Genomic DNA, 20,955 nt, shown 5'->3' with positions numbered 1-20,955 from the left:
ATCCATGGTGCTGAGCTCATTCTTCACCAGTACGACCGAAATGATGATGTGTTGCATCAGGTCCTCTCCGTCTTGCTCAGCCACATCTCGTCCATGGCACCAAACTTGATCTGCATCGGATAGACGTGTTCGTCCGGGTCGACCGAGATATCCATGAACACCAGCCGATCCTTCATGGCGAACGCCTTCTCCATGGCGCTCTCCAGCTCGGCGGGATCGCTCACCGCGATGCCGACGTGGCCATAGGCTTCCGCCAGCTTGACGAAGTCCGGCAGGGATTCCATGTAGGAGTGGCTGTGACGGCCGCCGTAGAACATCTTCTGCCACTGCTTGACCATGCCGAGGGCACGGTTGTTGATGGAGATGATCTTGATGGGCACCCCGTACTGCATGCAGGTGGAGAGCTCCTGGATGTTCATCTGCACAGAGCCGTCGCCGGTGACGCAGCAGACCACGGCATCCGGGTTGGCAAACTGGGCCCCCATGGCGGCCGGAATGCCGAAGCCCATGGTGCCGAGACCACCGGAGTTGATCCACTGGCGCGGCTTGGCAAACGGGTAGTAGAGGGCGGCAAACATCTGGTGCTGACCCACATCGGAGGCGACGAAGGCCTCCCCCTTGGTCACCTTGTAGAGCGCCTCTATGACCTGCTGCGGCTTGATCAGGGTGGGGTGGGTCTCGTAGGCCAGGCAGTTGCGGGAGCGCCACTGATCGATCTGGCTCCACCAGTCCGCCAGTGCCTGTTTGTCGTTGTCGAAGCCGCACTCGCGGATCACTTCCAGCATCTGCTCCAGCACGGTTTCCACCGAGCCGACGATGGGCACATGGGCCTGCACCGTCTTGGAGATGGAGGTGGGGTCTATGTCGATGTGGACTATGGTGGCGTTGGGGCAGAACTTGCTCACGTTGTTGGTGACGCGGTCATCGAAGCGGGCACCCACGGCGAAGATGAGATCAGCGTTGTGCATGCTCTTGTTCGCTTCGAAGGTGCCGTGCATGCCGAGCATGCCGATGAATTGCGGATGGGTGCCGCTGAAGGCTCCCAGCCCCATCAGGGTGGTGGTCACCGGCAGGTTCAGCAGCTCCGCCAGCTTGGTCACCAGGTGATCCGCATTGGCGTTGATGGCGCCACCGCCCACGTACATGACCGGACGGCTCGCCTCGGTCAGCAGCTTGGCAGCCCGCTTGATCTGGCCCTTGTGTCCGGCCTTGGTCGGATTGTAGGAGCGCAGGGAAACGGACTCGGGATACTGGTAGGGGAATTTCTCTTTCGGGTTCTGCACGTCCTTGGGCAAGTCCACCACCACGGGCCCCGGGCGGCCACTGGCGGCAATGTAGTAGGCCTTCTTGATGGCGTCGGGAATGTCGCTGGCCTTCTTGCACAGGAAGCTGTGCTTCACCACAGGGCGGGAGATGCCGATCATGTCGGTCTCCTGGAACGCGTCCTCCCCTATCATGCTGGTCGGCACCTGACCGGACAGGATCACCAGGGGGATCGAGTCCATGTAGGCGGTGGCGATGCCGGTGATGCAGTTGGTGGCGCCGGGACCCGAGGTCACCAGCACAGTGCCCACCTTGCCGGTTGAGCGGGCGTAACCGTCCGCCATGTGCACCGCGGCCTGCTCGTGCCGCACCAGGACATGCTCCATCTTGCCGTTTTCGAAGAGAGCGTCATAGATGTCGAGCACTGAGCCACCAGGGTAGCCGAAAACGTGTTCCACTCCCTGATCTTCCAGCGCTCTAACCACCATCTGGGCGCCTGATAACATCTCCATGATAAAGCCCTCCAGGCTTTGCTCCGTTAAGCGAAAGCTACCGACAGTCCGCTGCTTCCCGGCAGCGCCGATCCGTCTCTTGTTGTTGTCTGCATCCAGACCAGGCGAGTTCGGAGCCGTCGATAGTAGAAAAATAGGTTTTTTCCATCATTCACCCGAAAAGCGGGTGAAAAACCAACTTAACCCGCTTGTGAACGCTTGTCCACGGCTTTGTCTGACCAGAACAGTCATAAATTTCAAACAGCTATTAACATTCAGTGACTTGGTCACCAGACCGGAAACAAAGCGGGGGGTATGGGGGAGAAACTAGCGGATCATGCTGCCAATCCGGGCCGGCATGGAAATAAATGGCCCGCCCCCAGGGGGCGGGCCGTCAAAACCATAGCGTCTCAGTGCTCGTCTTCCGGCTCCGCCAGCCAGATCTGCTGATCCGGATCCGTCTCTTCGCAGACCGAGATGCTGACCCCCATGTCGAGCAGCTCATGCAGGGTGAGATTGTCTGCCAGGGTCATGGTGTCGCCGTTTTCATTGGTAAAGCGCATGGTGTCCGTCCTCTCCTTGGTGGGATCAACTCAGTCTAGTCAAAGGTGCTGAGTTGCGATAACCAGGGACGGGCCAATGTCGGGTTGCCCGCCAGTTCGCTGAGGCGATCGCACACCTCCTCTGGGAAGAGGGTCCTGGCCCACAGGCGGTGGGAGAGAGACTCAATATCTTCCTCGGCACCGGCCAGCAGCCAGTCGGCCAGCGCCCCCGCCACGTCGGGGTAATGCACTCTGCCGGGTGCCGGCGCCTCCAGCCAGCTCCGCACCGCATTGGCATCCAGCGTCTCCATCAACTGGGCGAGCCCCATCAACTCCAGGGTCCTGCCGTTGGTCAGCTGCTCGAACTGGCCGCCGAGCGGCTTGACCAAGAGCTTCTTGCCCAGAGACAGCGCCTCCGAGGCCAGTTCAAACCCCGCATTGCTGATGACGCCCCGGCAACCGGCCAGCGCCAGCTTGAACCCCTCCCGGGCCGCAGGCTCGAAGCGGATGTTGCGCCATTGACTAGCCTTGCTAAGGCCGGGGTGAAAGCAGACGAAGCGCTGCTGGCCAAAGCGCGACAACAGCGCAGCTATCTGCTCTGTCTGCTCGAATGGCAGATAGACCAGGATCTGCTGGTTGTCCGGGGCCGGGGTCATGAGATCTATGATGGGGGGCAGCAGCGGCTGACCGAAGTGGAACCAGTGCAACCCCAGAGCGCGGCTCACCGGGGCGAAGTGGCGCATCAGCTGGCGGTTGAAGCCACTCTCTCCCCAGCGCGGAATGGGCCAGTCAAAGCTGGCCTGATGGCTGATGGTCAGACTCGGTTTTTGCCAACGCCGGGCGGCATGGGCACTGAGTGGCTCAAAATCGCTGATCACCAGATCGTAATCCCGGCAGTCCAGCGCCCGCATGTCCTGCCAGAAGCGCAGGGGGGAGAGTCCCTTGAGGGTACGCCAGCCCGAGATGCGGCCCTGATGGCTGACGAAACTGATGCCGGGGAAGGTGCGGTACTCCCCGAACTCCCCCATCTCGAAGTAACCGTCGGCGGCGCGACCGCTGAACAGGTAGTCGACCTCTATCCCCCTGCCCTTCAATGCGCGCGCCAGAGTCCTGCTGCGACTGATATGACCGTTGCCGGTCCCCTGTACCCCGAACAGTATCCTCATCCCTGGCTCCAGCCGAGCGCCCACAGGGCGCAGCCACCCCCGAGCAGGGCGCCGGCCACCAGATCGCTCAGATAGTGCACCCCGAGCAGCAGCCGCGACGCCCCGACCAATATGGCCCAGAGAAACAGCAGGGGCGCCCAGAGCTGAAAACTTGCCGCCAGCACGGTGGCCATCAGGAAGGCGGCGGCGGTATGGCCGGAGGGCAGGCTGTAGCGATCGGAGGGGGTGATGAAGACCGGCAAGCCCACGGGGCGCTGGCGTCTCAGGGCATTCTTGAGCAGCAGATAGAGCGGCAGCTCGGCGGCAAAGGCCAGCAGGGCCACTTGCACCACGTCCCGCTGCGCCTCCCCCTGCCACCAGAGCAGGGCGGCCAGCACGGCGTAGAGGGGACCGTCACCGGTGCGGGAGACGAGCCGGCTGATCCTGGCCTGCGGCCCGTTGTAGGGATGGAGCAGGCAGACGCGGCACACCCGCAGGTCCCATTGCTGGATCTTGTTCATCACGCCTCCTGCTCTTGAGTCTTGCCTGCAGACTAGGACGGCGGAGTGACACTTGGTTGAAGGAGAGATAACAGATTTGTGACATGCACCATGCAAAAAAGGGCCATGCGGCCCTTTTTTCAGTTTTTACCCGGGAAGACTCAGTTCAGGGAACCGCGCAGGCCGTTCTCCATCAACTGGCAGTTGTGGGCCGCCAACCGGCTCATGAAGCTCTCGTCCACCGTCAGGCCGAACACCTGTTCGTAGAGATCCTTCATCACGAAGGGCTGCCACATCATGCTGAGGAAGGAGATCTTCAGCATCTCGGGATCCAGGTTGTCGCCCAGCTGGCCATTGGAACGCATGGATTCGAGCAGGGCATCGAACTGGGGCAGTTGACGCTCCAGCAGACGATTCAATACAAAATCCCGCCCCGGGCTTTTCTCGGTTGATAATGCGCTGGAGATGGCGGAAGTCAGCTCGCTGTTCGGTGCCATCACCTGATAGTAGGTATTGAGCAGATCGGTCAGGCTGCGGTTGCTGCTCTCGTCATGCCAGGCCTGATCCAGCGGCTCGGCCACATCCCCCAGCACCGCCTTGTAGAGGCCCTCTTTGCTGCCGAAGTAGTAGTGGATCATCGCCAGATTGGAGCCGGCCAGCTCGGCGATCTCGCGGGTCGTCACCTTGCTGTAGGGGGTGTTGAGAAAACGTTCGCGTGCGGCGGCGAGCAACTTGTCACGAATGTCGGAACGTCCGACCGGACGGCCAGGTCTGCGTTTTTCCATGGAATACCTCAGATAATTCAGCAAGGGCTGATAAGTCGATCTGATTGTGCGGGTGATCGAGTACAGCAGGAACGACCAGATAATCAGGCATGAACCGAATATGGGACAAGGAAATTTGCACTCCTTTACAATCCGATTAAATAACACAGTGAATTGAACCTGTCCTTTCGAGTTGACACAGCATAAAAATCTCGATATTGGTAGTAGCGTTATCGACTGGAAGGATTGAGTCATCATGCATATTGCCGCTCCGCTACTACTGCTCTCCCTAATCGCGACTCCTCGCGCGGGATCCTTGTAGCCGGGCTAAGGCATAGCCGGAATTTACAAAAACCCGTGCACCCCGCACGGGTTTTTTTATGCCAATGCAGGATGCACGCACCGAACTTAGGAAGAGGGAAGTCACATGTCAGATCGAGTCATCATATTTGATACCACCTTGCGTGATGGCGAGCAGGCGCTGTCGGCCAGCTTGACGGTCAAGGAGAAGCTGCAGATTGCCCAGGCGCTGGAACGACTCGGTGTCGACATCATGGAAGTGGGTTTCCCTGTCTCCTCCCCCGGTGATTTTCAATCGGTGCAGACCATAGCCCGCCACATCAAGAACAGCCGGGTCTGCGCCCTCGCCCGCGCCCTGCCCAAGGACATCGATGCCGCCGGCGAAGCCTTGCGGGTCGCCGAAGCCTTCCGCATCCACACCTTTATCTCCACCTCCTCCATCCACGTCGAAAGCAAACTGAAAAAGAGCTTCGAAGACGTGCTGGAGATGGGGGTCGGCGCCATCAAGCACGCCCTGCGCTACACAGACGATGTGGAGTTCTCCTGCGAGGATGCGGGCCGCACGCCGATTGACAACCTCTGCCGCATGGTGGAGGCCGCCATCAAGGCGGGCGCCCGCACCATCAACATCCCGGATACCGTGGGCTACACGGTGCCGACCGAATTCTCCGGCATCATCCAGACCCTGTTCAACCGGGTACCGAACATCGACCAGGCCATCATCTCGGTGCACTGCCACGACGATCTGGGCCTCTCGGTGGCGAACTCCATCGGTGCCGTACAGATGGGGGCCCGCCAGATCGAGTGCACCATCAACGGCATCGGCGAGCGGGCGGGCAACTGCTCCCTGGAAGAGGTGGCGATGATCCTGAAAACTCGCGCCGACCTGCTCGGGGTGCACACCAACATCCGTCACAACGAGATCCACCGCACCAGCACGCTGGTCAGCCAGCTGTGCAACATGCCGGTGCAGCCGAACAAGGCCATCGTCGGGGCCAACGCCTTCTCCCACAGCTCCGGCATTCATCAGGACGGCGTGCTCAAGGCCAAGAACACCTACGAGATCATCACTCCCGAGAGCATCGGCCTCACCCAGAACAACCTCAACATGACCTCCCGCTCCGGCCGCCACGTCATCAAGCACCGCATGGAGAGCATGGGCTACGCCGAGAGCAGCTACGATCTCGACCACCTCTACGGCAAGTTCCTGGTCCTGGCCGACAAGAAGGGGCAGGTGTTCGATTACGATCTCGAGGCACTGGCCTTCTTCAGCCAGATCCACGAGGAGCCCGAGCACTTCAAGCTGGAGTACCTCGGGGTGCAGAGCGGCAGCTCTGTGCTGGCCACCGCCTCGGTCAAGCTCAAGGTGGGTCAGGATCTGATCTGCGAAGCGGCCACCGGCAACGGCCCTGTGGATGCTGTCTACCAGTGCATCAACCGTATCACCGGCTACGAGATCCGCATCGACAAGTACGAGCTCAAGGGCAAGGGGGAAGGCAAGAATGCCCTCGGCCAAGTCGACATAGTCGCCGAATACAAGGGTCGCAAATTCCATGGCATGGGGCTGGCCACCGACATCATCGAATCCTCGGCCCAGGCCCTGGTCCATGTCATCAACAGCATCTGGCGTGCCGATCAGGTCGCCGAGCAGATGGAACGCAATAACAACATCAAATCGGAAACCGTCTGAACAGGCATAGGCTCGCAATATCGGGCCGCTGGGCAGATGGAACTCAAGACAACATCAGGACGGAGACAATCTGAACAGGTATAGGATCGCAGTATCGGGTCACTGGGCAGATGGAACTCAAGACAACATCAGGACGGAGAGAGTATGAGCAGTTATCGGATCGCAGTATTGCCGGGGGACGGCATTGGCCCGGAAGTGATGGCCGAGGCCATCAAGGTACTGGAAAAGGTGCAGACCAAATTCGGCTTCTCCCTCGACTATGATCGCCACGACGTGGGTGGCATCGCCATCGACAACCACGGCACCCCGCTGCCCCGAAGCACCATAGCGGGCTGCGAAGCGGCCGATGCCGTGCTGTTCGGCTCGGTCGGTGGCCCCAAGTGGGAGCACCTGCCACCGAACGATCAGCCGGAGCGCGGCGCCCTGCTGCCCCTGCGCGCCCACTTCAAGCTGTTCTGCAACCTGCGCCCGGCCCGCATCTACACCGGCCTGGAACAGTTCTCCCCCCTGCGTGCCGACATCTCGGATCGCGGCTTCGACATCGCCTGCGTGCGGGAGCTGACCGGTGGCATCTACTTCGGCCAGCCCAAGGGGCGCGAAGGAGAAGGTGCGAACGAGAAAGCATTCGACACCGAGGTGTATCACCGCTTCGAGATCGAGCGCATCGCCAAGATAGCGTTCGAATCGGCCCGTGTGCGCCGCAGCAAAGTGACTTCCATCGACAAGGCCAACGTGCTCGCCTCCTCCATCCTGTGGCGCGAGGTGGTAACGCAAGTCGCCAAGGATTATCCCGACGTCGAACTGAACCATATGTACATCGACAACGCCACCATGCAGCTCATCAAGGATCCGTCCCAGTTCGACGTGCTGCTCTGCTCCAACCTGTTCGGCGACATCCTCTCCGACGAGTGCGCCATGATCACCGGCTCCATGGGGCTGCTCCCCTCCGCCAGCCTGAACGAATCCGGCTTCGGTCTGTTCGAGCCGGCCGGTGGCTCGGCCCCGGACATCGCCGGCAAGGGCATTGCGAACCCCATCGCCCAGATCCTCTCCGCCGCCCTGATGCTGCGCTACAGCCTGGGCCAGGAAGCCGCAGCCCAGGCCATAGAGCAGGCCGTGGCCCAGGCTCTGGCCGAGGGTTACTTCACCGCCGATCTGCATCAGGGTAACGCACAGCACCCGGTGCAGAGCACCGCCGAGATGGGCAGCCAGATAGCCGCACGGATCTGAGCCACGCAGCACATAACAAGGAATACAGAGCAATGTCCAAGACCCTCTATCAGAAAGTGTTCGACGCCCACGTGGTCCGGGAAGTGGAAGGGGAAACCCCCCTCATCTACATCGACCGCCATCTGGTGCACGAAGTGACCAGCCCCCAGGCGTTCGACGGCCTGCGCGCCATGAAGCGCCCGCTGCGCCGCCCGGATCTGACCTGGGCCACCATGGATCACAACGTCTCCACCACCACCAAGGACATCGCCGCCTCCGGCGAGATGGCCCGCATCCAGATGGAGACCCTGGCAGCCAACTGCAAGGAGTTCGGGGTCCGTCTCTACGATCTGAACCACAAATACCAGGGCATAGTCCACGTGATGGGCCCCGAGCTCGGCATCACATTGCCCGGCACTACCATAGTCTGCGGCGACTCCCACACCGCCACTCACGGCGCCTTCGGGTCGCTCGCGTTCGGCATCGGCACTTCCGAAGTGGAACACGTGATGGCGACCCAGACCCTGAAGCAGGGCCGGGCCAAGACCATGCGCATTTCGGTCAACGGCAAGCTGGCCGAAGGCATCAGCGCGAAAGACGTGGTGCTGGCCATCATAGGCAAGGTCGGCGCTGCCGGCGGTACCGGTTACGTGGTGGAGTTCGCAGGCGATGCCATCAGGGGTCTCTCCATGGAAGGGCGCATGACGGTGTGCAACATGGCCATCGAGCTCGGCGCCAAGGCGGGAATGATAGCCCCGGATCAGACCACCATCGACTACATCCGCGGCAAGGTATTCGCCCCCACCGGCGAGGCGCTGGAGCAGGCCATCGCCCATTGGCAAACCCTCAACAGCGACGAGGGCGCGACCTTCGATGCCGAAGTGGTGCTGGACGCCGCCGCCATCGCCCCTCAGGTGACCTGGGGCACCAACCCGGGCCAGGTGATCGCCGTCAATGAACCCATTCCGGCGCCGGAATCCTTCAGCGATCTGATGGAGCAGCAGTCCGCCCGCAAGGCGCTTGCCTACATGGACTTGCAACCGGGCCAGAAGCTCTGTGACGTCACCATCGACAAGGTGTTTATCGGCTCCTGCACCAACAGCCGCATCGAGGATCTGCGCGCCGCCGCCGCCATCGCCCGTGGCCGCAAGGTGGCCGCCGGGGTACAGGCCCTGGTGGTGCCAGGCTCCGAGCAGGTGAAGGCCCAGGCCGAGGCCGAGGGGCTGGACAAGATCTTCCTCGAGGCGGGTTTTGAGTGGCGTCTGCCCGGCTGCTCCATGTGTCTGGCCATGAACAACGACCGGCTGCAACCGGGAGAGCGCTGCGCCTCCACCAGCAACCGCAACTTCGAGGGGCGCCAGGGCCGTGCCGGCCGCACCCACCTGGTGAGCCCGGCCATGGCCGCCGCCGCCGCCGTCACCGGCCGCTTCGCCGATATTCGTGCGCTGTAACGACAGGGAAAACATGATGACAGGTTTCAAACAACGCGGACGGCCCTTCGCCGTCACCGACATCATCTTCGCCGATATTCGCGCGCTGTAATTACGAGGAGAACAAGATGACAGGCTTCAAGCAACACAAAGGGATCGTCGTTCCCCTCGACAGCGCCAACGTCGATACCGACGCCATCATTCCGAAGCAGTTTTTGCAGAAGGTGAACCGCATCGGTTTTGGCAAGCACCTGTTCCACGACTGGCGCTTCCTTGACGATGCCGGGGAGCAGCCCAACCCCGAGTTCGTGCTGAACCAGCCGCAATTCGCCGGTGCCAGCATACTGCTGGCCCGGGAGAACTTCGGCTGCGGCTCTAGCCGCGAGCACGCCCCCTGGGCGCTGGCGGACTACGGCTTCAAGACCATCATTGCCCCGAGCTTTGCCGACATCTTCTACGGCAACGCCATCAACAACGGCATGGTGCCGGTACGCCTGAAAGAAGAAGAGGTCGAGGCCCTGTTCCAACTGGTTGCCGCCCAGCCGGGTATCGAGATCGACGTGGATCTGGAGGCGAACCAGGTGCGCGCCGGCGCGCTCACGTTTGGCTTCGAGATCGACGAGTTCCGCCGCTACTGCCTGCTCAACGGGCTGGATGCCATCGGCCTGACCCTGCAGCACGAAGCCGCCATTAGCGCCTTTGAGGCGAAGCAGCCGAGCTGGATTTAAACCGATATATGAGGGCGGGTTCGATGAGATTTCCACATCGACGAGTTCCGCCCCCCATCTATCTGCTGCCTGCTCAACGGGCTGGATGCCATCGGCCTGACCCTGCAGCACGAGGCCGCCATCAGCGCCTTCGAAGCGAAGCAGCCGAGCTGGATTTAAGTACACTCAAAACCTGTATCTGCGCCTTCGAGACAACCCAAGGCAGCCGAGCTGGATTTGACGAGCCTGCGACAAGAAAGCGAGTAGAATCAACAGGGAGCCGAGGCTCCCTGTTTTATTGTCGGGTCGCTGTACAAGGCCCGCAACCTCTGCATGTCCGACAGGAGACACCTATGTCCGCAAGGGGCGCTCTTTCACTGCTCTGCCTGCTGCTCAGCCTCCCGGCCCTGGGCGGGCAGACCTATTTCAACAGCAACGGCGGCCAGCTCAACGTCGGCTGGCAGGACAGGGATGGCAAGGCCCAGCAACTCAGCTACCGGCTGGAGGCGGGCAAGCTGCCGCCGCTCATCGCCTATCGCCCGGCCAGGATGCAGGAGGAGGTGCTGCAGAGCTTGCTGCGGCAGGCGGAGCTTGAATTCCCTGAGGTGCAGTTCTCCCTCTCTCGCCCCAGCCTCGCCCTCAGCCTCAAGAGCCGCAACGCCGACAAGGCCAGGGAAGCCTCGCTATGGGTCAAGCCGGAGCAGGCCAGGCTGGAGGCCGAGTGGCTCAAGCAGCACTACTTCCAGCCCTTCACCCCGCCCGACGGCGCCCCCGCCATCAAGCAGGATCATGTGCGCATCGCCCTGGAGAGCCGTGCCGAACTGGCGCCTCTGGCCGAGCAGCTCAAGCAGGAGGGCGCCACGGAGACAGAGGCGCGCCAGAAGACGGTGGCCCATATGCTCGACTTCATCCAGGCCATCCCCTATCAGCTGCTCGACAGCCAGTCGGGGCGCTCGGGCAAGGGCTTTCTGAGCCCGCGCCAGGTGCTGGAGCAGAACCGGGGGGATTGCGACAGCAAGGTGACCCTGATGGCGGCTCTGCTGGCCCAGCGCTTTCCCGAGCTGAAGCAGGCCATGGTGTTCGTGCCGGGCCATGCCCTGCTGGGGGTGGCGCTGCCGGCCGGCCCGGGTCAGGCGACCCTGAGCTGGCAAGGGGAAACCTATCTGCTGCTGGAGCCGACCGGCCCAGCCCAGCTTCCCATGGGCCAGCTCGCCCCCACCAGCAAGACGCTGGTCGACAGCAAGCAGTTGAGCGTCCAACCCGTGCTGGCCAGCAACTGAGCCGCCCCCGGAGCGGCGATCCGGGCGGGAAGGCAAGGTTGGCCCGGGCCGAAAAGGCATCGACCAGCCGGTGGCTGGTCGATGGAACAGGGTGGCGTGCGAACTCAGGTCAGAGGCAGGAACTCCAGCGCCAGCAAGAGCCCGCCCTCCTCCTCCAGCACCCGCACTATGCGGGCCTGGGCCTCGAAGGGGGGCAGCAGGTTGCTGCTGGTGGCCAGGCTCACCCGGATGGGTTGGGCCAGATCAAACCCGTGTTCGTTCACCTCGACCCCCATGCCATTGGCGCTGAGATCCCGGCAGACTCCCTCAAGCACCTGCTGGTGCTGGAACAGGGTGACAGGGGCATTGATGACCATGCGCTGGAAGGCACGTCTTTCCTTGGTGCTGGTGATCACAGGGGGCATCCTCCTTGGTGGTGGCTCGCACGGCGCGGCCCGTGAAACATAGTGCTGGCCTCCCCCAAAGAAGGTCAATACAATGCGGTTCGTTGCTCAAACGGGGTGCGGTTTACCGCTGAGATTATACCCGTGAACCTGATCCAGATAATGCTGGCGGAGGAATTTGAGGCATGGCGCGCGTTTTTTGCGCCCTCATCCGCTGGCCCTCACCACAAGAGAGGTGCCATTGATGAGCAGACCGCTGCCCATGGCACCTCAGTACCCACAGGAGTGCCATTGATGAAGACCCTGCTGCTGCTCGCGACCGGCCTGCTCTCTGCCCAGGCATTTGCCGCCGACACCCTCACCGTCTACACCTACGGCTCCTTCGCCGCCGAATGGGGCCCGGGTCCCAAGATCAAGCAGGCCTTCGAGAAGGAGTGCGGCTGTACCCTCAATCTGGTGGCCCTGGAAGACGGTGTCGCCATCCTCAACCGGCTGCGGCTGGAAGGCCAGCACAGCAAGGCCGATCTGGTGCTGGGGCTGGACGATGCCCTGGTCAGCGAGGCCAAGCAGAGCGGTCTGTTCGCCCCCCATCACACCAGACTCGACGCCCTCAAGGTGCCGGGTGGCTGGCAGGATGACACCTTCGTCCCCTATGACTACGGCTACTTCGCCTTCGTCTATGACAAGGACAAACTCGAGCAGCCCCCCAAGAGCCTGAAAGAGCTGGTGGAACGCCAGGATCTCAAGGTGATCTATCAGGATCCCCGCACCTCCACCCCGGGCCAGGGGCTGATGCTCTGGATGAAATCTGTCTATGGCGATCAGGCCCCCGCCGCCTGGGAACAGCTGGCCAAAAAGACGGTCACCGTCACCAAGGGCTGGTCCGAGGCCTATGGCATGTTCCTCGATGGCGAGGCGGATATGGTGCTCTCCTATACCAGCTCCCCCGCCTATCACCTGATCGCCGAGAACAAGCCCCAGTACCGGGCGGCCGCCTTCGCGGAGGGGCATTACCGTCAGGTGGAAGTGGCCGCCAAGCTGAAAAGCGCTGCCCAGGACAAGCTGGCGGATCAGTTCCTGCAGTTCATGGTCAGCCCCGCCTTCCAGCAGGAGATCCCTGCCGGCAACTGGATGTACCCGGTGATCGACCAGCCGCTGCCCAAGGGCTTCGAGCAGATGATCACGGTCGCCAAGCCGCTGAGCTTCACCTCTGATGACGTGGCCGCCAATCGCAAGAACTGGATCCGCGAATGGCTGCAAGCCGTCACCCAGTGAACGCAGGCTCTCGTCCCCTCTGGTGGCTGCCGGGCAGTGCGGCCACCCTGCTGATCCTGCTGTTGTCCCTCGGGCCGCTCGCGGCCCTGCTGTGGCAGGCGGGCACCTTGTCTCCCCGCACCCTGCTGGCCGATCCCTATCTGCGCCATGTGCTGGGCTTCAGCCTGGGGCAGGCCCTGCTCTCCACCCTGCTGAGCTTAGGTGTAGCCATTCCGGTGGCAAGAGCCCTGGCGCGGCGCCGCTTCCCCGGCAGGGCCCTGCTGCTCAAGCTGTTCGGCCTCTCCCTGGTGCTGCCCGTCATCATCGCCATCTTCGGCATGGTCGCGGTGCACGGTCGCCAGGGCTGGTTGCCACAGCTGCTGCGCGGCCTGGGGCTGGATCCCGGCAACTACCTGTACGGCCTGTTCGGCATACTGCTGGCCCATGTGTTCTTCAACATGCCGTTGGCGGCGCGCCTCATACTGCAGAGCATAGAGAGCGTCCCCGAGACCTCCTGGCGCCTCGCCAGCCAGCTCGGCATGCGCTCATCCCACATCTTCCGGCTGCTGGAGTGGCCGCTCATCCGCAGCATACTGCCGGGGCTCGCCAGCCTCATCTTCATGCTCTGCTTCACCAGCTTCACCACAGTGCTGGCGCTGGGCGGCGGTCCCAAGTCCACCACCCTGGAAGTGGCCGTCTATCAGGCTCTTCGCTTTGACTTCGATCTCGCCACCGCGGGCGGACTGGCGCTGGTACAGCTGCTGCTGACCGTCGCCCTGCTCCTGCTGCAACACAGACTGCAGACCACCCCGGCCAGCCGTCTCACCAGCCGCCGCCCCTGCCTGAGGCCGGATCGCCATCAGCCGGGGACAGGCCTGGTGGATGCCGTGGCGCTCTGCACCGGGCTCGCCATCTTCCTGCCGCCCCTGCTGGCCATAGTCGTGGCCGGTTTCAACCCCGGCCTGCTGACGGCGCTGGCATCCCCCGCGCTGTGGCAGGCGGGCGGCCAGTCCCTGGCCATCGCCCTGGCGGCCGGGTCGCTGGCGACCCTGCTCGGCGCCGGTCTGCTGCTCACCAGCCGCCACCTGAGGGTGCGCGGGCGCAAGCGGCGGGCCGCCGCCCTGTGGGAGGCCAGCGGCTCCATGATCCTGATGATCCCGGCAGTAGTGCTGAGTACTGGGCTCTTCATCATGTTCATGCCCTTTGTCGACGTCTTTGCCCTGGGCCCCTGGCTGGTGGTGCTGGTCAACGCCCTGATGGCGCTGCCCTATGTGCTGCGTACCCTCAGCGCCCCCATGCAGCTGGTGGTGCGCCAGTACGATCGGCTGGCGGACAGCCTTGGGGTACGCGGTCTGCATCGCCTGCGACTGGTGGAGTGGCCCCTGCTGCGCCGCCCGCTGGCGCTCGCCATGGCGCTCTCCATGATATTGTCCCTCGGGGATCTCGGCGCCATCGCCATGTTCGGCAGCCAGGCCCTCACCACCTTGCCCTGGCTGCTCTACCAGCAGCTCGGCAGCTACCGGCTGACCGAGGCTGCCGCCACTGCTCTGCTGCTGCTCACGCTCTGTTTCTCCCTGTTCTGGCTGGTTGAGCGGGGTCTTGGAGGAAAAAATGGCGAGCATTGAGGTACAAACCCTGCGCTACCGTTTCTGCGGCTGTTCTGGCTGGTCGAACGGACTCTTTGAGAGGAAAAAATGCTGAACATCGATGAACTGGTCACCAGCTACCCGGACTGGCGCGTCAGCTTCAGCGCCACCCTGCCCAAGGGGGAAATCACCGCCCTGATAGGGCCGAGCGGTGCCGGCAAGTCCACCCTGCTCGGCATGATCGCCGGCTTCGTGCCGGTGGAGTCCGGCCGTCTCAGTTTCGATGGCGTCGATCTGCTGCCGCTCGGTCCCGCCGAGCGGCCGGTGACCACACTGTTTCAGGATCACAACCTCTTCCTGCATCTGTCGGTGTTCGACAACATCGCCATCGGCCTGCACCCTGGCCTGCGCCTGAGCGAGGCCCAGCGCGAGCAGGTGAGACAGGGGGCAGAGCGGGTCGGTCTTGGGGACATGCTGAGCCGCCTGCCGGAGCAGCTCTCAGGCGGCCAGCAACAGCGGGTGGGGCTGGCCCGCGCCCTGGTGCGGGGAAAACCCCTGCTGCTGCTGGATGAGCCCTTCTCGGCCCTGGATCCCGCCCTGCGCCGGGAGATGCTGGCCGAGGTGGCCCGCCTCGCCTGCGAGCAGGGCATCACTGTGCTCATGGTGTCCCACAACCCGGAAGATGCCCAACTGATCGCCGATCAGGTGCTGTTCGTGGACGAGGGCCGCATCGCCCTGCAGGGCAAACCCGACATACTGCAAGACAGCGAACACCCCGGGCTGCTGCGCTACCTTGGCCGCGCTCTATCTCCATAGTGGATGGCCAACAAGCTGCTGCATTACCTTGGCCGTACACAAGGGCAATGACGGCGACGGGATCAAAAAAGGGGAAGCCGTCCGGCTTCCCCTTTCTCATGCAGAGATTGCGTTGAATCAGAGATTTTCCTCGGCGAACGAAGCCAGCCGGCTGCGCACCACCCCGTTCAGGAAGATGTTGGCACTGCCGTCGAAGTCCTTGAAACGCTCGACTATGTAGGTCAGACCCGAGGTCACCGGGCTCAGGTAGTTGGAGTCTATCTGGGCCAGGTTGCCGGAGCAGACGATCTTGGTCCCCTCGCCGCAGCGGGTGATGATGGTCTTGATCTGGGAGGCGGTCAGGTTCTGGCACTCGTCCAGCAGCACGAAGGTGTTCTGGATGCTGCGCCCGCGCATGAAGTTGACCGATTTGAACTGGATGTTGGCCTTCTCCATGATGTAGCTGAGGGACCCGCTCATGTTCTCGTCCTGCTTGTGCAGCACCTCCAGGGTGTCGGTCACCGCCGCCAGCCAGGGCATCATCTTCTCCTCCTCGGTGCCGGGCAGGAAGCCGATGCTCTCGGCAATTTCCGGGGTGTTGCGGGTGACGATCACCTTCTCGTAGATCCCCTTCTCGATCACCAGCTCCAGGGCAGCCGCCATGGCGAGCAGGGTCTTGCCGCAGCCCGCCGGGCCGGTCAGGATCACCAGATCGATGTGCGGATCCAGCAGGGCGTCCAGCGCCATGCCCTGATAGATGTTCTTGGGATGCACCCCCCAGGCCTTGCGTGACATCAGCCGCTCGCGGCCCAGATCCTTGAGGCGGATCTTGTTGCCGTCGTGGCTCAGCACCCTGGCTGCAAAGAAGTTCTCCTCGTCCAGCAGGTACTGGTTGACGTGCACCCCCTCCAGCAGGTTCGAGTCGATCACGTGGACTGTGTCGCGGCCATGGGTCTCGCTGTCGCACTCGCCGACCCGCTCCCAGAAGCTGCCTGGCACCACCTGGAAGCCCTTGGCCAGCAGTCGGATGTCGTCGATCAGCTGGTCGCTGCGATAATCCTCCACATGGGCAAGGCCCGCCCCCTTGGCCTTGAGGCGCATGTTGATGTCCTTGGTCACCAGCACCACCTGGCGTTTCATCTCGTGCTTTTGCAGGTAGAGGGCCGCGTTGATGATGCGGTTGTCCGCCTCCTTGTCGGTGAACACCTCGGCATCCTGGGGCAGATGGTGATCGCTGAAGATGGAGATGCGACCGCTCGCCTCGCCGGCCAGCGCCACCCCTTGCACTATCTGCTCCGGGGTCGCATCGCGGAACACGTCTTCCAGGGCTCGGATGGCGATGCGGGCATCACGGCTGACGTCCTTCTGGCGATCCTTGATGTTGTCGAGCTCTTCGAGCACCGTCATGGGGATGAGCACGTCGTGCTCTTTGAAGGAGTAGATGGCGAGGGGTTCGTGAAGCAGAACGTTGGTATCCAGGATAAACAGCTTTCGGTCCGTGTTGTCCATAAGCATCCTCCTTGGCACTGAAGGTGCCACGTGTGTGAATCTCAGATGTCATTGAAACCACACGGCCGTGACAGTTTTATTACCCCTCACGCTACGCCCGAATTTACCGGTGTGCAACATTTCCCTTGTCCGTCCTAACTGACTGTATATAAAGCAATCAATAAAAAAGACCGGCCCACAGGCCGGTCTTTTAAGCTGATTTATGCCCCTGTTGGCCCCATTAGCCACACTTGGAATCGCCGCAGTTGAGGCAGGTCATGCAACCATCCTTCTGCACCAGCGCCTTGGTGTGGCACTTGTAGCAGAGCGCAGCACTGGCCGGGAAGCCGCTGCCTGACTGCTGGGCGTCAGCCTCCTGTTCGGCCTGCATCTGTGCCTGTTTCTCGGCCAGAAACGCCTGCTGATGCTCATCCAGCCCGGTGGCCTTGAGCATGCCGATCTCGGTGAGATGGGTCTCGATCACGTTGCCAATTTCGGCGATGAGCGACGGCACATACTTGCCCTTGTTCCAGTAGCCCCCCTTGGGATCGAACACGGACCTCAGCTCCTCCACCAGGAAGGTGACATCCCCGCCCTTGCGAAACACCGCCGAGATGATGCGGGTCAGCGCCACTATCCACTGATAGTGCTCCAGGCTCTTGGAGTTGATGAAGATCTCGAACGGACGGCGCGTCTCGTGGACCGTGCCCTCGTTGAGAATGATGTCGTTGATGGTGATGAACAGCGAGTGCTCGGAGACATGCTCCGGCGTCTTCAGCTTGTAGGTGGTGCCCATCAGCCGCTCCGGACGCAGCACAGTCTCGTGCATGTGCACCACATCATCCTGGGGAGCCGGTGCTTCTTGCGGCTCATCCCGGGTTTTCACCTTGTAGGCGACGATTTTCCTGTCGATCTTCTTGACCATAATCTGTTCTCAGAATTTGCCGTAATAGCCTTCTTTCAAGGCGTCGTAGAGGTTGGCGGCGGTGTGCAGCTCGCCATCGTATTCGATCTCTTCGTTCCCCTTCACCGTGATGACGGAGCCATCCTCCAGAGTGAACTCGTACTGAGTGTTCTCCAGATCCTTCTCCTTCACCAGCACCCCCTGGAAGGCCTCGGGGTTGAAGCGGAAGGTGGTGCAGCCCTTGAGGCCGGAGTCCGAGGCATACATGTAGATGTCCTTGAACTGCTCGAACGGGAAGTCGGTCGGTACGTTGGCGGTCTTGGAGATGGATGAATCTATCCAGCGTTGGGCCGCCGCCTGGATGTCCACGTGCTGGGCCGGGCTGATGTCGTCGGCGGTGATGAAGTAATCCGGCAGACGGCAGGCCTCATCCTCGGTGTAGGGCATGGCGCCGACGTTGACGAGCTCGCGATAGGCCAGCAGCTCGAAGGAGTAGACATCCACGCTCTCCTTGCTCTTCTTGCCCGCCTTGATGACGTTGCGGCTGTAGTGATGGGCGAAGCTCGGCTCTATGCCGTTGCTGGCGTTGTTGGCCAGCGACAGAGAGATAGTGCCGGTCGGCGCTATGCTGCTGTGGTGGGTGAAACGCCCGCCCACCTCGGCCAGCGCGGCCACCAGGGCGGGGTCCACCTCGGCCACCTGCTGCATGTAGCGGCTATAGCGCGCATGCAGCACCTTGCCCTTCACCTTGTCGCCGAGCTTGATGCCATCGGCCGCCATCTCGGGGCGCAGCCGCAGCATCTTGCCGGTCACCTCGAACTCCTGCTCCATGATGGGGGCCGGGCCCTTCTCCTTCGCCAGCGCCAGGGACTCCTGCCATCCGGTCATGGCCAGCTCCTGGGAGACCTGCTCGGTGAAGGCGACCGAAGCGGCAGAGCCGTATTTTATCTGCAGCATGGTGAGGGTCGACCCCAGGCCGAGGAAGCCCATGCCGTGGCGGCGCTTGGCTGTGATCTCCTCGCGCTGCTTAGGCAATGGCAACTGGTTGATCTCCACCACGTTGTCCAGCATGCGGGTGAAGATGGCCACTACCTTGCGAAACGCGGGCCAGTCGAAGGCGGCCCGCTCGGTGAAGGGCTCGCGCACAAACTTGGTCAGATTGACCGACCCCAGCAGGCAGGCGCCATAGGGGGGCAAGGGCTGTTCACCGCAGGGGTTGGTGGCGCGGATCTCCTCGCAGAACCAGTTGTTGTTCATCTGGTTCACCTTGTCGATCAGGATGAAACCGGGCTCCGCATAGTCATAGGTGGAGGTCATGATGACGTTCCACAGCTTGCGGGCAGGCAGGGTCTTGTAGACCTTGCAGGCCACCTGCCCCAGCGCGTTGATCACCACCCCTTCCTTGTTCGGCCAGTCCGCCCAGATCACCTGCTCGGGATCGTCCAGGGCAATGCAGTCCTGCTCCACCTCCTTGGCGGTGTAGGGGAAGATGAGCCGCCAAGGCGCATCCTCTTTCACCGCCTTGACGAACTCTTCGGTGATCAGCAGGGAGAGGTTGAACTGGCGCAAGCGACCATCTTCCCGCTTGGCCTGGATGAACTCGATCACGTCGGGATGGCGGATATCCATGGTGCCCATCTGGGCGCCGCGACGGCCACCGGCAGAGGAGACGGTGAAACACATCTTGTCGTAGATATCCATGAAGGAGAGCGGGCCCGAGGTATAGGCCCCGGCGCCGGAGACGAAGGCACCGCGCGGACGCAGGGTCGAGAAGTCATAGCCGATGCCGCAGCCCGCTTTCAGGGTCAGGCCGGCCTCGTGCACCTTGCCGAGAATGTCATCCATCGAATCCTCGATGGTGCCGGAGACGGTGCAGTTGATGGTCGAGGTGGCCGGCTTGTGCTCGAAGGCCCCCGCATTGGAGGTGATGCGACCCGCCGGGATGGCGCCATTGCGCAGGGCCCACAGGAAGGGCTCATACCAGGCATCGGGCTTGCTCTCCTGGGCCGCCAGCGCACGGGCAACCCGCTGATAGGTCTCGTCTATGGTGCCGTCGATGGGCGCCCCATCCTTGCTCTTGAGGCGATACTTGCTGTCCCAGATCTCGAGGGAGGTTTCCTGCATGGGGATGAGGGCAGAGTTGGGTCCACTCTCCAGAACAGGGTTGGATTTAGCCATTTTCAAGCCACCTTATGTGAATGCAACAACGTCATGACAGAGTCAAAAACACAACCAATAGGTTTAATATCAACCATATATCACTATATATAGTATCTCTCTCACGGGGCGCCGATTCTATCCTAAAAAAATGCCCCGGCCAGCAGATATTTAGGCCAGGGCATTTAACCGGTTCATTTCCCGATGAATTTAACGGGAGGGGAATCTCAGGGCTTCTTGACGTACACGCTCGGCGTCTCACCCGCCATATTCAGATAGAACTCGTAGACACCGTCGGCATCCGGCGAGAACTTCATGTCCTCATACTTGGAGCAGGGGTTGACCGGCACAGGCTCTCCACCCAGCACGGCAACGCCGTCACTCGGGCTCTTGTAGCCGAAGTTGGTGCCACAGCTCCAGCCGGAGTCGGCGAACTTGAACTTGTAGGGCGCCCACTCTTTCTTGAGCGTTCCCTTGGCCATGTAGAGCTTGTCGGCCACCTTGACCACCTTGCTCTCATCGGTCGCCATCCAGTCGTTCATCTCCCCCCGCAGGTAGATGGACTTGCCACCGAAGTCACTGTTGTCTGCCGCCTGCTCTGCACCGCCATTGGATGCGCAACCGCCTAATACCAGGGTTCCCGCCGCCAGCATCATCGTTACTGTTCTTTTGAACATGTGTCCATTCCTCAGATTATTGTGATTCCTTGGCCCATCGAACGTGGGCAGACGAATTAAAGCAGAGCAGGCATCACAAGAAAGGTAGAGTCATCACATTCTGTGCTTTTTATATCCAGCACGCCGCGCCAATGGATAAATATCGAACAGAAAAGGGGAGAGGTTTTGGGAGAGGAGGGAGCTCATCGTCAAACTGCAGGAGTGTTAACGCTCAATTATCAGTCAACGCACTGATTTTCAGGCAATAAAAAACCCCGCTCATCGAGCGGGGTTTCTTGTATTGGGTGCCTGGCAGTGTCCTACTCTCGCATGGCGAATGCCACACTACCATCGGCGCTACCGCGTTTCACTTCTGAGTTCGGCATGGGATCAGGTGGTTCCACGGCGCTA

The 20,955-nt window shown here is 61.8% G+C and carries 18 protein-coding genes, 1 rRNA gene, 1 pseudogene and 1 riboswitch; of the genes and pseudogenes, 9 read left to right on the top strand and 11 right to left on the bottom strand.

Annotation, left to right across the window (positions count from 1 at the left end; translation table 11 throughout):
• Positions 1-56: 56 nt before the first annotated feature.
• The 5 genes from AC1IN8_RS07095 to AC1IN8_RS07075 all read right to left on the bottom strand — a co-directional run bounded on the left by AC1IN8_RS07095 (position 57) and on the right by AC1IN8_RS07075 (position 4,726).
• The gene (locus AC1IN8_RS07095; RefSeq protein WP_202047121.1) at positions 57-1,775 is read right to left on the bottom strand and encodes an acetolactate synthase 3 large subunit; all 1,719 of its coding nucleotides are present in this window, start codon (positions 1,773-1,775) and stop codon (positions 57-59) included.
• Between the two features lie 389 nt (positions 1,776-2,164).
• A complete protein-coding gene (locus tag AC1IN8_RS07090; protein ID WP_005323837.1) occupies positions 2,165-2,317 on the bottom strand; it encodes a hypothetical protein in 153 nt (50 codons plus the stop codon).
• Positions 2,318-2,352: 35 nt separating this feature from the next.
• On the bottom strand, positions 2,353-3,462 hold the full coding sequence (locus AC1IN8_RS07085; protein WP_479758480.1) for an MJ1255/VC2487 family glycosyltransferase: 1,110 nt from the start codon (positions 3,460-3,462) through the stop codon (positions 2,353-2,355).
• A complete protein-coding gene (locus AC1IN8_RS07080; RefSeq protein WP_479758478.1) occupies positions 3,459-3,962 on the bottom strand; it encodes a phosphatase PAP2 family protein in 504 nt (167 codons plus the stop codon). The genes AC1IN8_RS07085 and AC1IN8_RS07080 overlap by 4 nt, the downstream gene beginning before the upstream one ends.
• A 140-nt stretch (positions 3,963-4,102) precedes the next feature.
• Positions 4,103-4,726 (bottom strand): TetR/AcrR family transcriptional regulator, encoded by a 624-nt coding sequence (locus AC1IN8_RS07075; RefSeq protein WP_005323843.1) that lies wholly within the window; start codon positions 4,724-4,726, stop codon positions 4,103-4,105.
• A gap of 406 nt (positions 4,727-5,132) precedes the next feature.
• On the opposite strand from AC1IN8_RS07075, the gene leuA reads away from it, so the two are divergent.
• The 6 genes and pseudogenes from leuA to AC1IN8_RS07045 all read left to right on the top strand — a co-directional run bounded on the left by leuA (position 5,133) and on the right by AC1IN8_RS07045 (position 11,321).
• A complete protein-coding gene (gene leuA / locus AC1IN8_RS07070) occupies positions 5,133-6,695 on the top strand; it encodes a 2-isopropylmalate synthase (protein WP_005323845.1) in 1,563 nt (520 codons plus the stop codon).
• 144 nt (positions 6,696-6,839) lie between these two features.
• On the top strand, positions 6,840-7,925 hold the full coding sequence (gene leuB, locus AC1IN8_RS07065; RefSeq protein WP_479758477.1) for a 3-isopropylmalate dehydrogenase: 1,086 nt from the start codon (positions 6,840-6,842) through the stop codon (positions 7,923-7,925).
• A gap of 32 nt (positions 7,926-7,957) precedes the next feature.
• A complete protein-coding gene (gene leuC / locus AC1IN8_RS07060; protein WP_479758475.1) occupies positions 7,958-9,355 on the top strand; it encodes a 3-isopropylmalate dehydratase large subunit in 1,398 nt (465 codons plus the stop codon).
• A gap of 107 nt (positions 9,356-9,462) precedes the next feature.
• A complete protein-coding gene (gene leuD / locus AC1IN8_RS07055) occupies positions 9,463-10,062 on the top strand; it encodes a 3-isopropylmalate dehydratase small subunit (RefSeq protein WP_202047127.1) in 600 nt (199 codons plus the stop codon).
• A gap of 27 nt (positions 10,063-10,089) precedes the next feature.
• Positions 10,090-10,221 (top strand): annotated as a pseudogene (gene leuD / locus AC1IN8_RS07050) (3-isopropylmalate dehydratase small subunit); the annotation flags it as partial.
• A 173-nt stretch (positions 10,222-10,394) separates the two neighbouring features.
• Positions 10,395-11,321, top strand: coding sequence for a transglutaminase-like domain-containing protein (locus AC1IN8_RS07045; protein WP_479758474.1), 927 nt, complete (start codon positions 10,395-10,397; stop codon positions 11,319-11,321).
• A gap of 104 nt (positions 11,322-11,425) precedes the next feature.
• Here AC1IN8_RS07045 and AC1IN8_RS07040 read toward each other — a convergent pair whose 3' ends face one another.
• Complete coding sequence (locus AC1IN8_RS07040) at positions 11,426-11,716, bottom strand: PilZ domain-containing protein (protein WP_005323856.1); 291 nt, start codon at positions 11,714-11,716, stop codon at positions 11,426-11,428.
• A gap of 91 nt (positions 11,717-11,807) precedes the next feature.
• Positions 11,808-11,898, top strand: a riboswitch (TPP riboswitch).
• Positions 11,899-11,998: 100 nt separating this feature from the next.
• Here AC1IN8_RS07040 and thiB point away from each other — a divergent pair.
• The 3 genes from thiB (at position 11,999) to thiQ (ending at position 15,360) form a co-directional block, all read left to right on the top strand.
• Entirely contained in the window at positions 11,999-12,979 is a 981-nt protein-coding gene (gene thiB / locus AC1IN8_RS07035) for a thiamine ABC transporter substrate binding subunit (RefSeq protein ID WP_479758473.1), read from the top strand.
• Positions 12,955-14,583 (top strand): thiamine/thiamine pyrophosphate ABC transporter permease, encoded by a 1,629-nt coding sequence (thiP, locus tag AC1IN8_RS07030; protein ID WP_479758472.1) that lies wholly within the window; start codon positions 12,955-12,957, stop codon positions 14,581-14,583. The genes thiB and thiP overlap by 25 nt, the downstream gene beginning before the upstream one ends.
• Positions 14,584-14,652: 69 nt before the next feature.
• Entirely contained in the window at positions 14,653-15,360 is a 708-nt protein-coding gene (gene thiQ, locus AC1IN8_RS07025) for a thiamine ABC transporter ATP-binding protein (RefSeq protein WP_479758471.1), read from the top strand.
• 117 nt (positions 15,361-15,477) lie between these two features.
• On the opposite strand, the gene AC1IN8_RS07020 is transcribed toward thiQ, so the two are convergent.
• From AC1IN8_RS07020 to rrf, 5 genes are all read right to left on the bottom strand, one after another.
• Complete coding sequence (locus AC1IN8_RS07020; protein ID WP_139435097.1) at positions 15,478-16,848, bottom strand: PhoH family protein; 1,371 nt, start codon at positions 16,846-16,848, stop codon at positions 15,478-15,480.
• A 220-nt stretch (positions 16,849-17,068) separates the two neighbouring features.
• Positions 17,069-17,752 carry a TSCPD domain-containing protein gene (locus AC1IN8_RS07015; protein WP_139435098.1) on the bottom strand — a complete coding sequence of 228 codons (684 nt, stop codon included), beginning with the start codon at positions 17,750-17,752 and terminating at the stop codon, positions 17,069-17,071.
• A 9-nt stretch (positions 17,753-17,761) separates the two neighbouring features.
• Positions 17,762-19,909, bottom strand: coding sequence for an adenosylcobalamin-dependent ribonucleoside-diphosphate reductase (locus AC1IN8_RS07010; protein WP_479758470.1), 2,148 nt, complete (start codon positions 19,907-19,909; stop codon positions 17,762-17,764).
• 206 nt (positions 19,910-20,115) lie between these two features.
• Positions 20,116-20,565: an early set domain-containing protein gene (locus AC1IN8_RS07005; protein ID WP_025328176.1), complete on the bottom strand. Its 450-nt coding sequence runs from the start codon at positions 20,563-20,565 to the stop codon at positions 20,116-20,118.
• Positions 20,566-20,851: 286 nt separating this feature from the next.
• Positions 20,852-20,955, bottom strand: a 5S ribosomal RNA gene (gene rrf, locus AC1IN8_RS07000); the annotation flags it as partial.

It is taken from the genome of Aeromonas sp. 130281, assembly GCF_056642115.1.
Note: the sequence above shows the minus strand (reverse complement) of the source record. Positions and strands in the feature narration are given on the sequence as shown.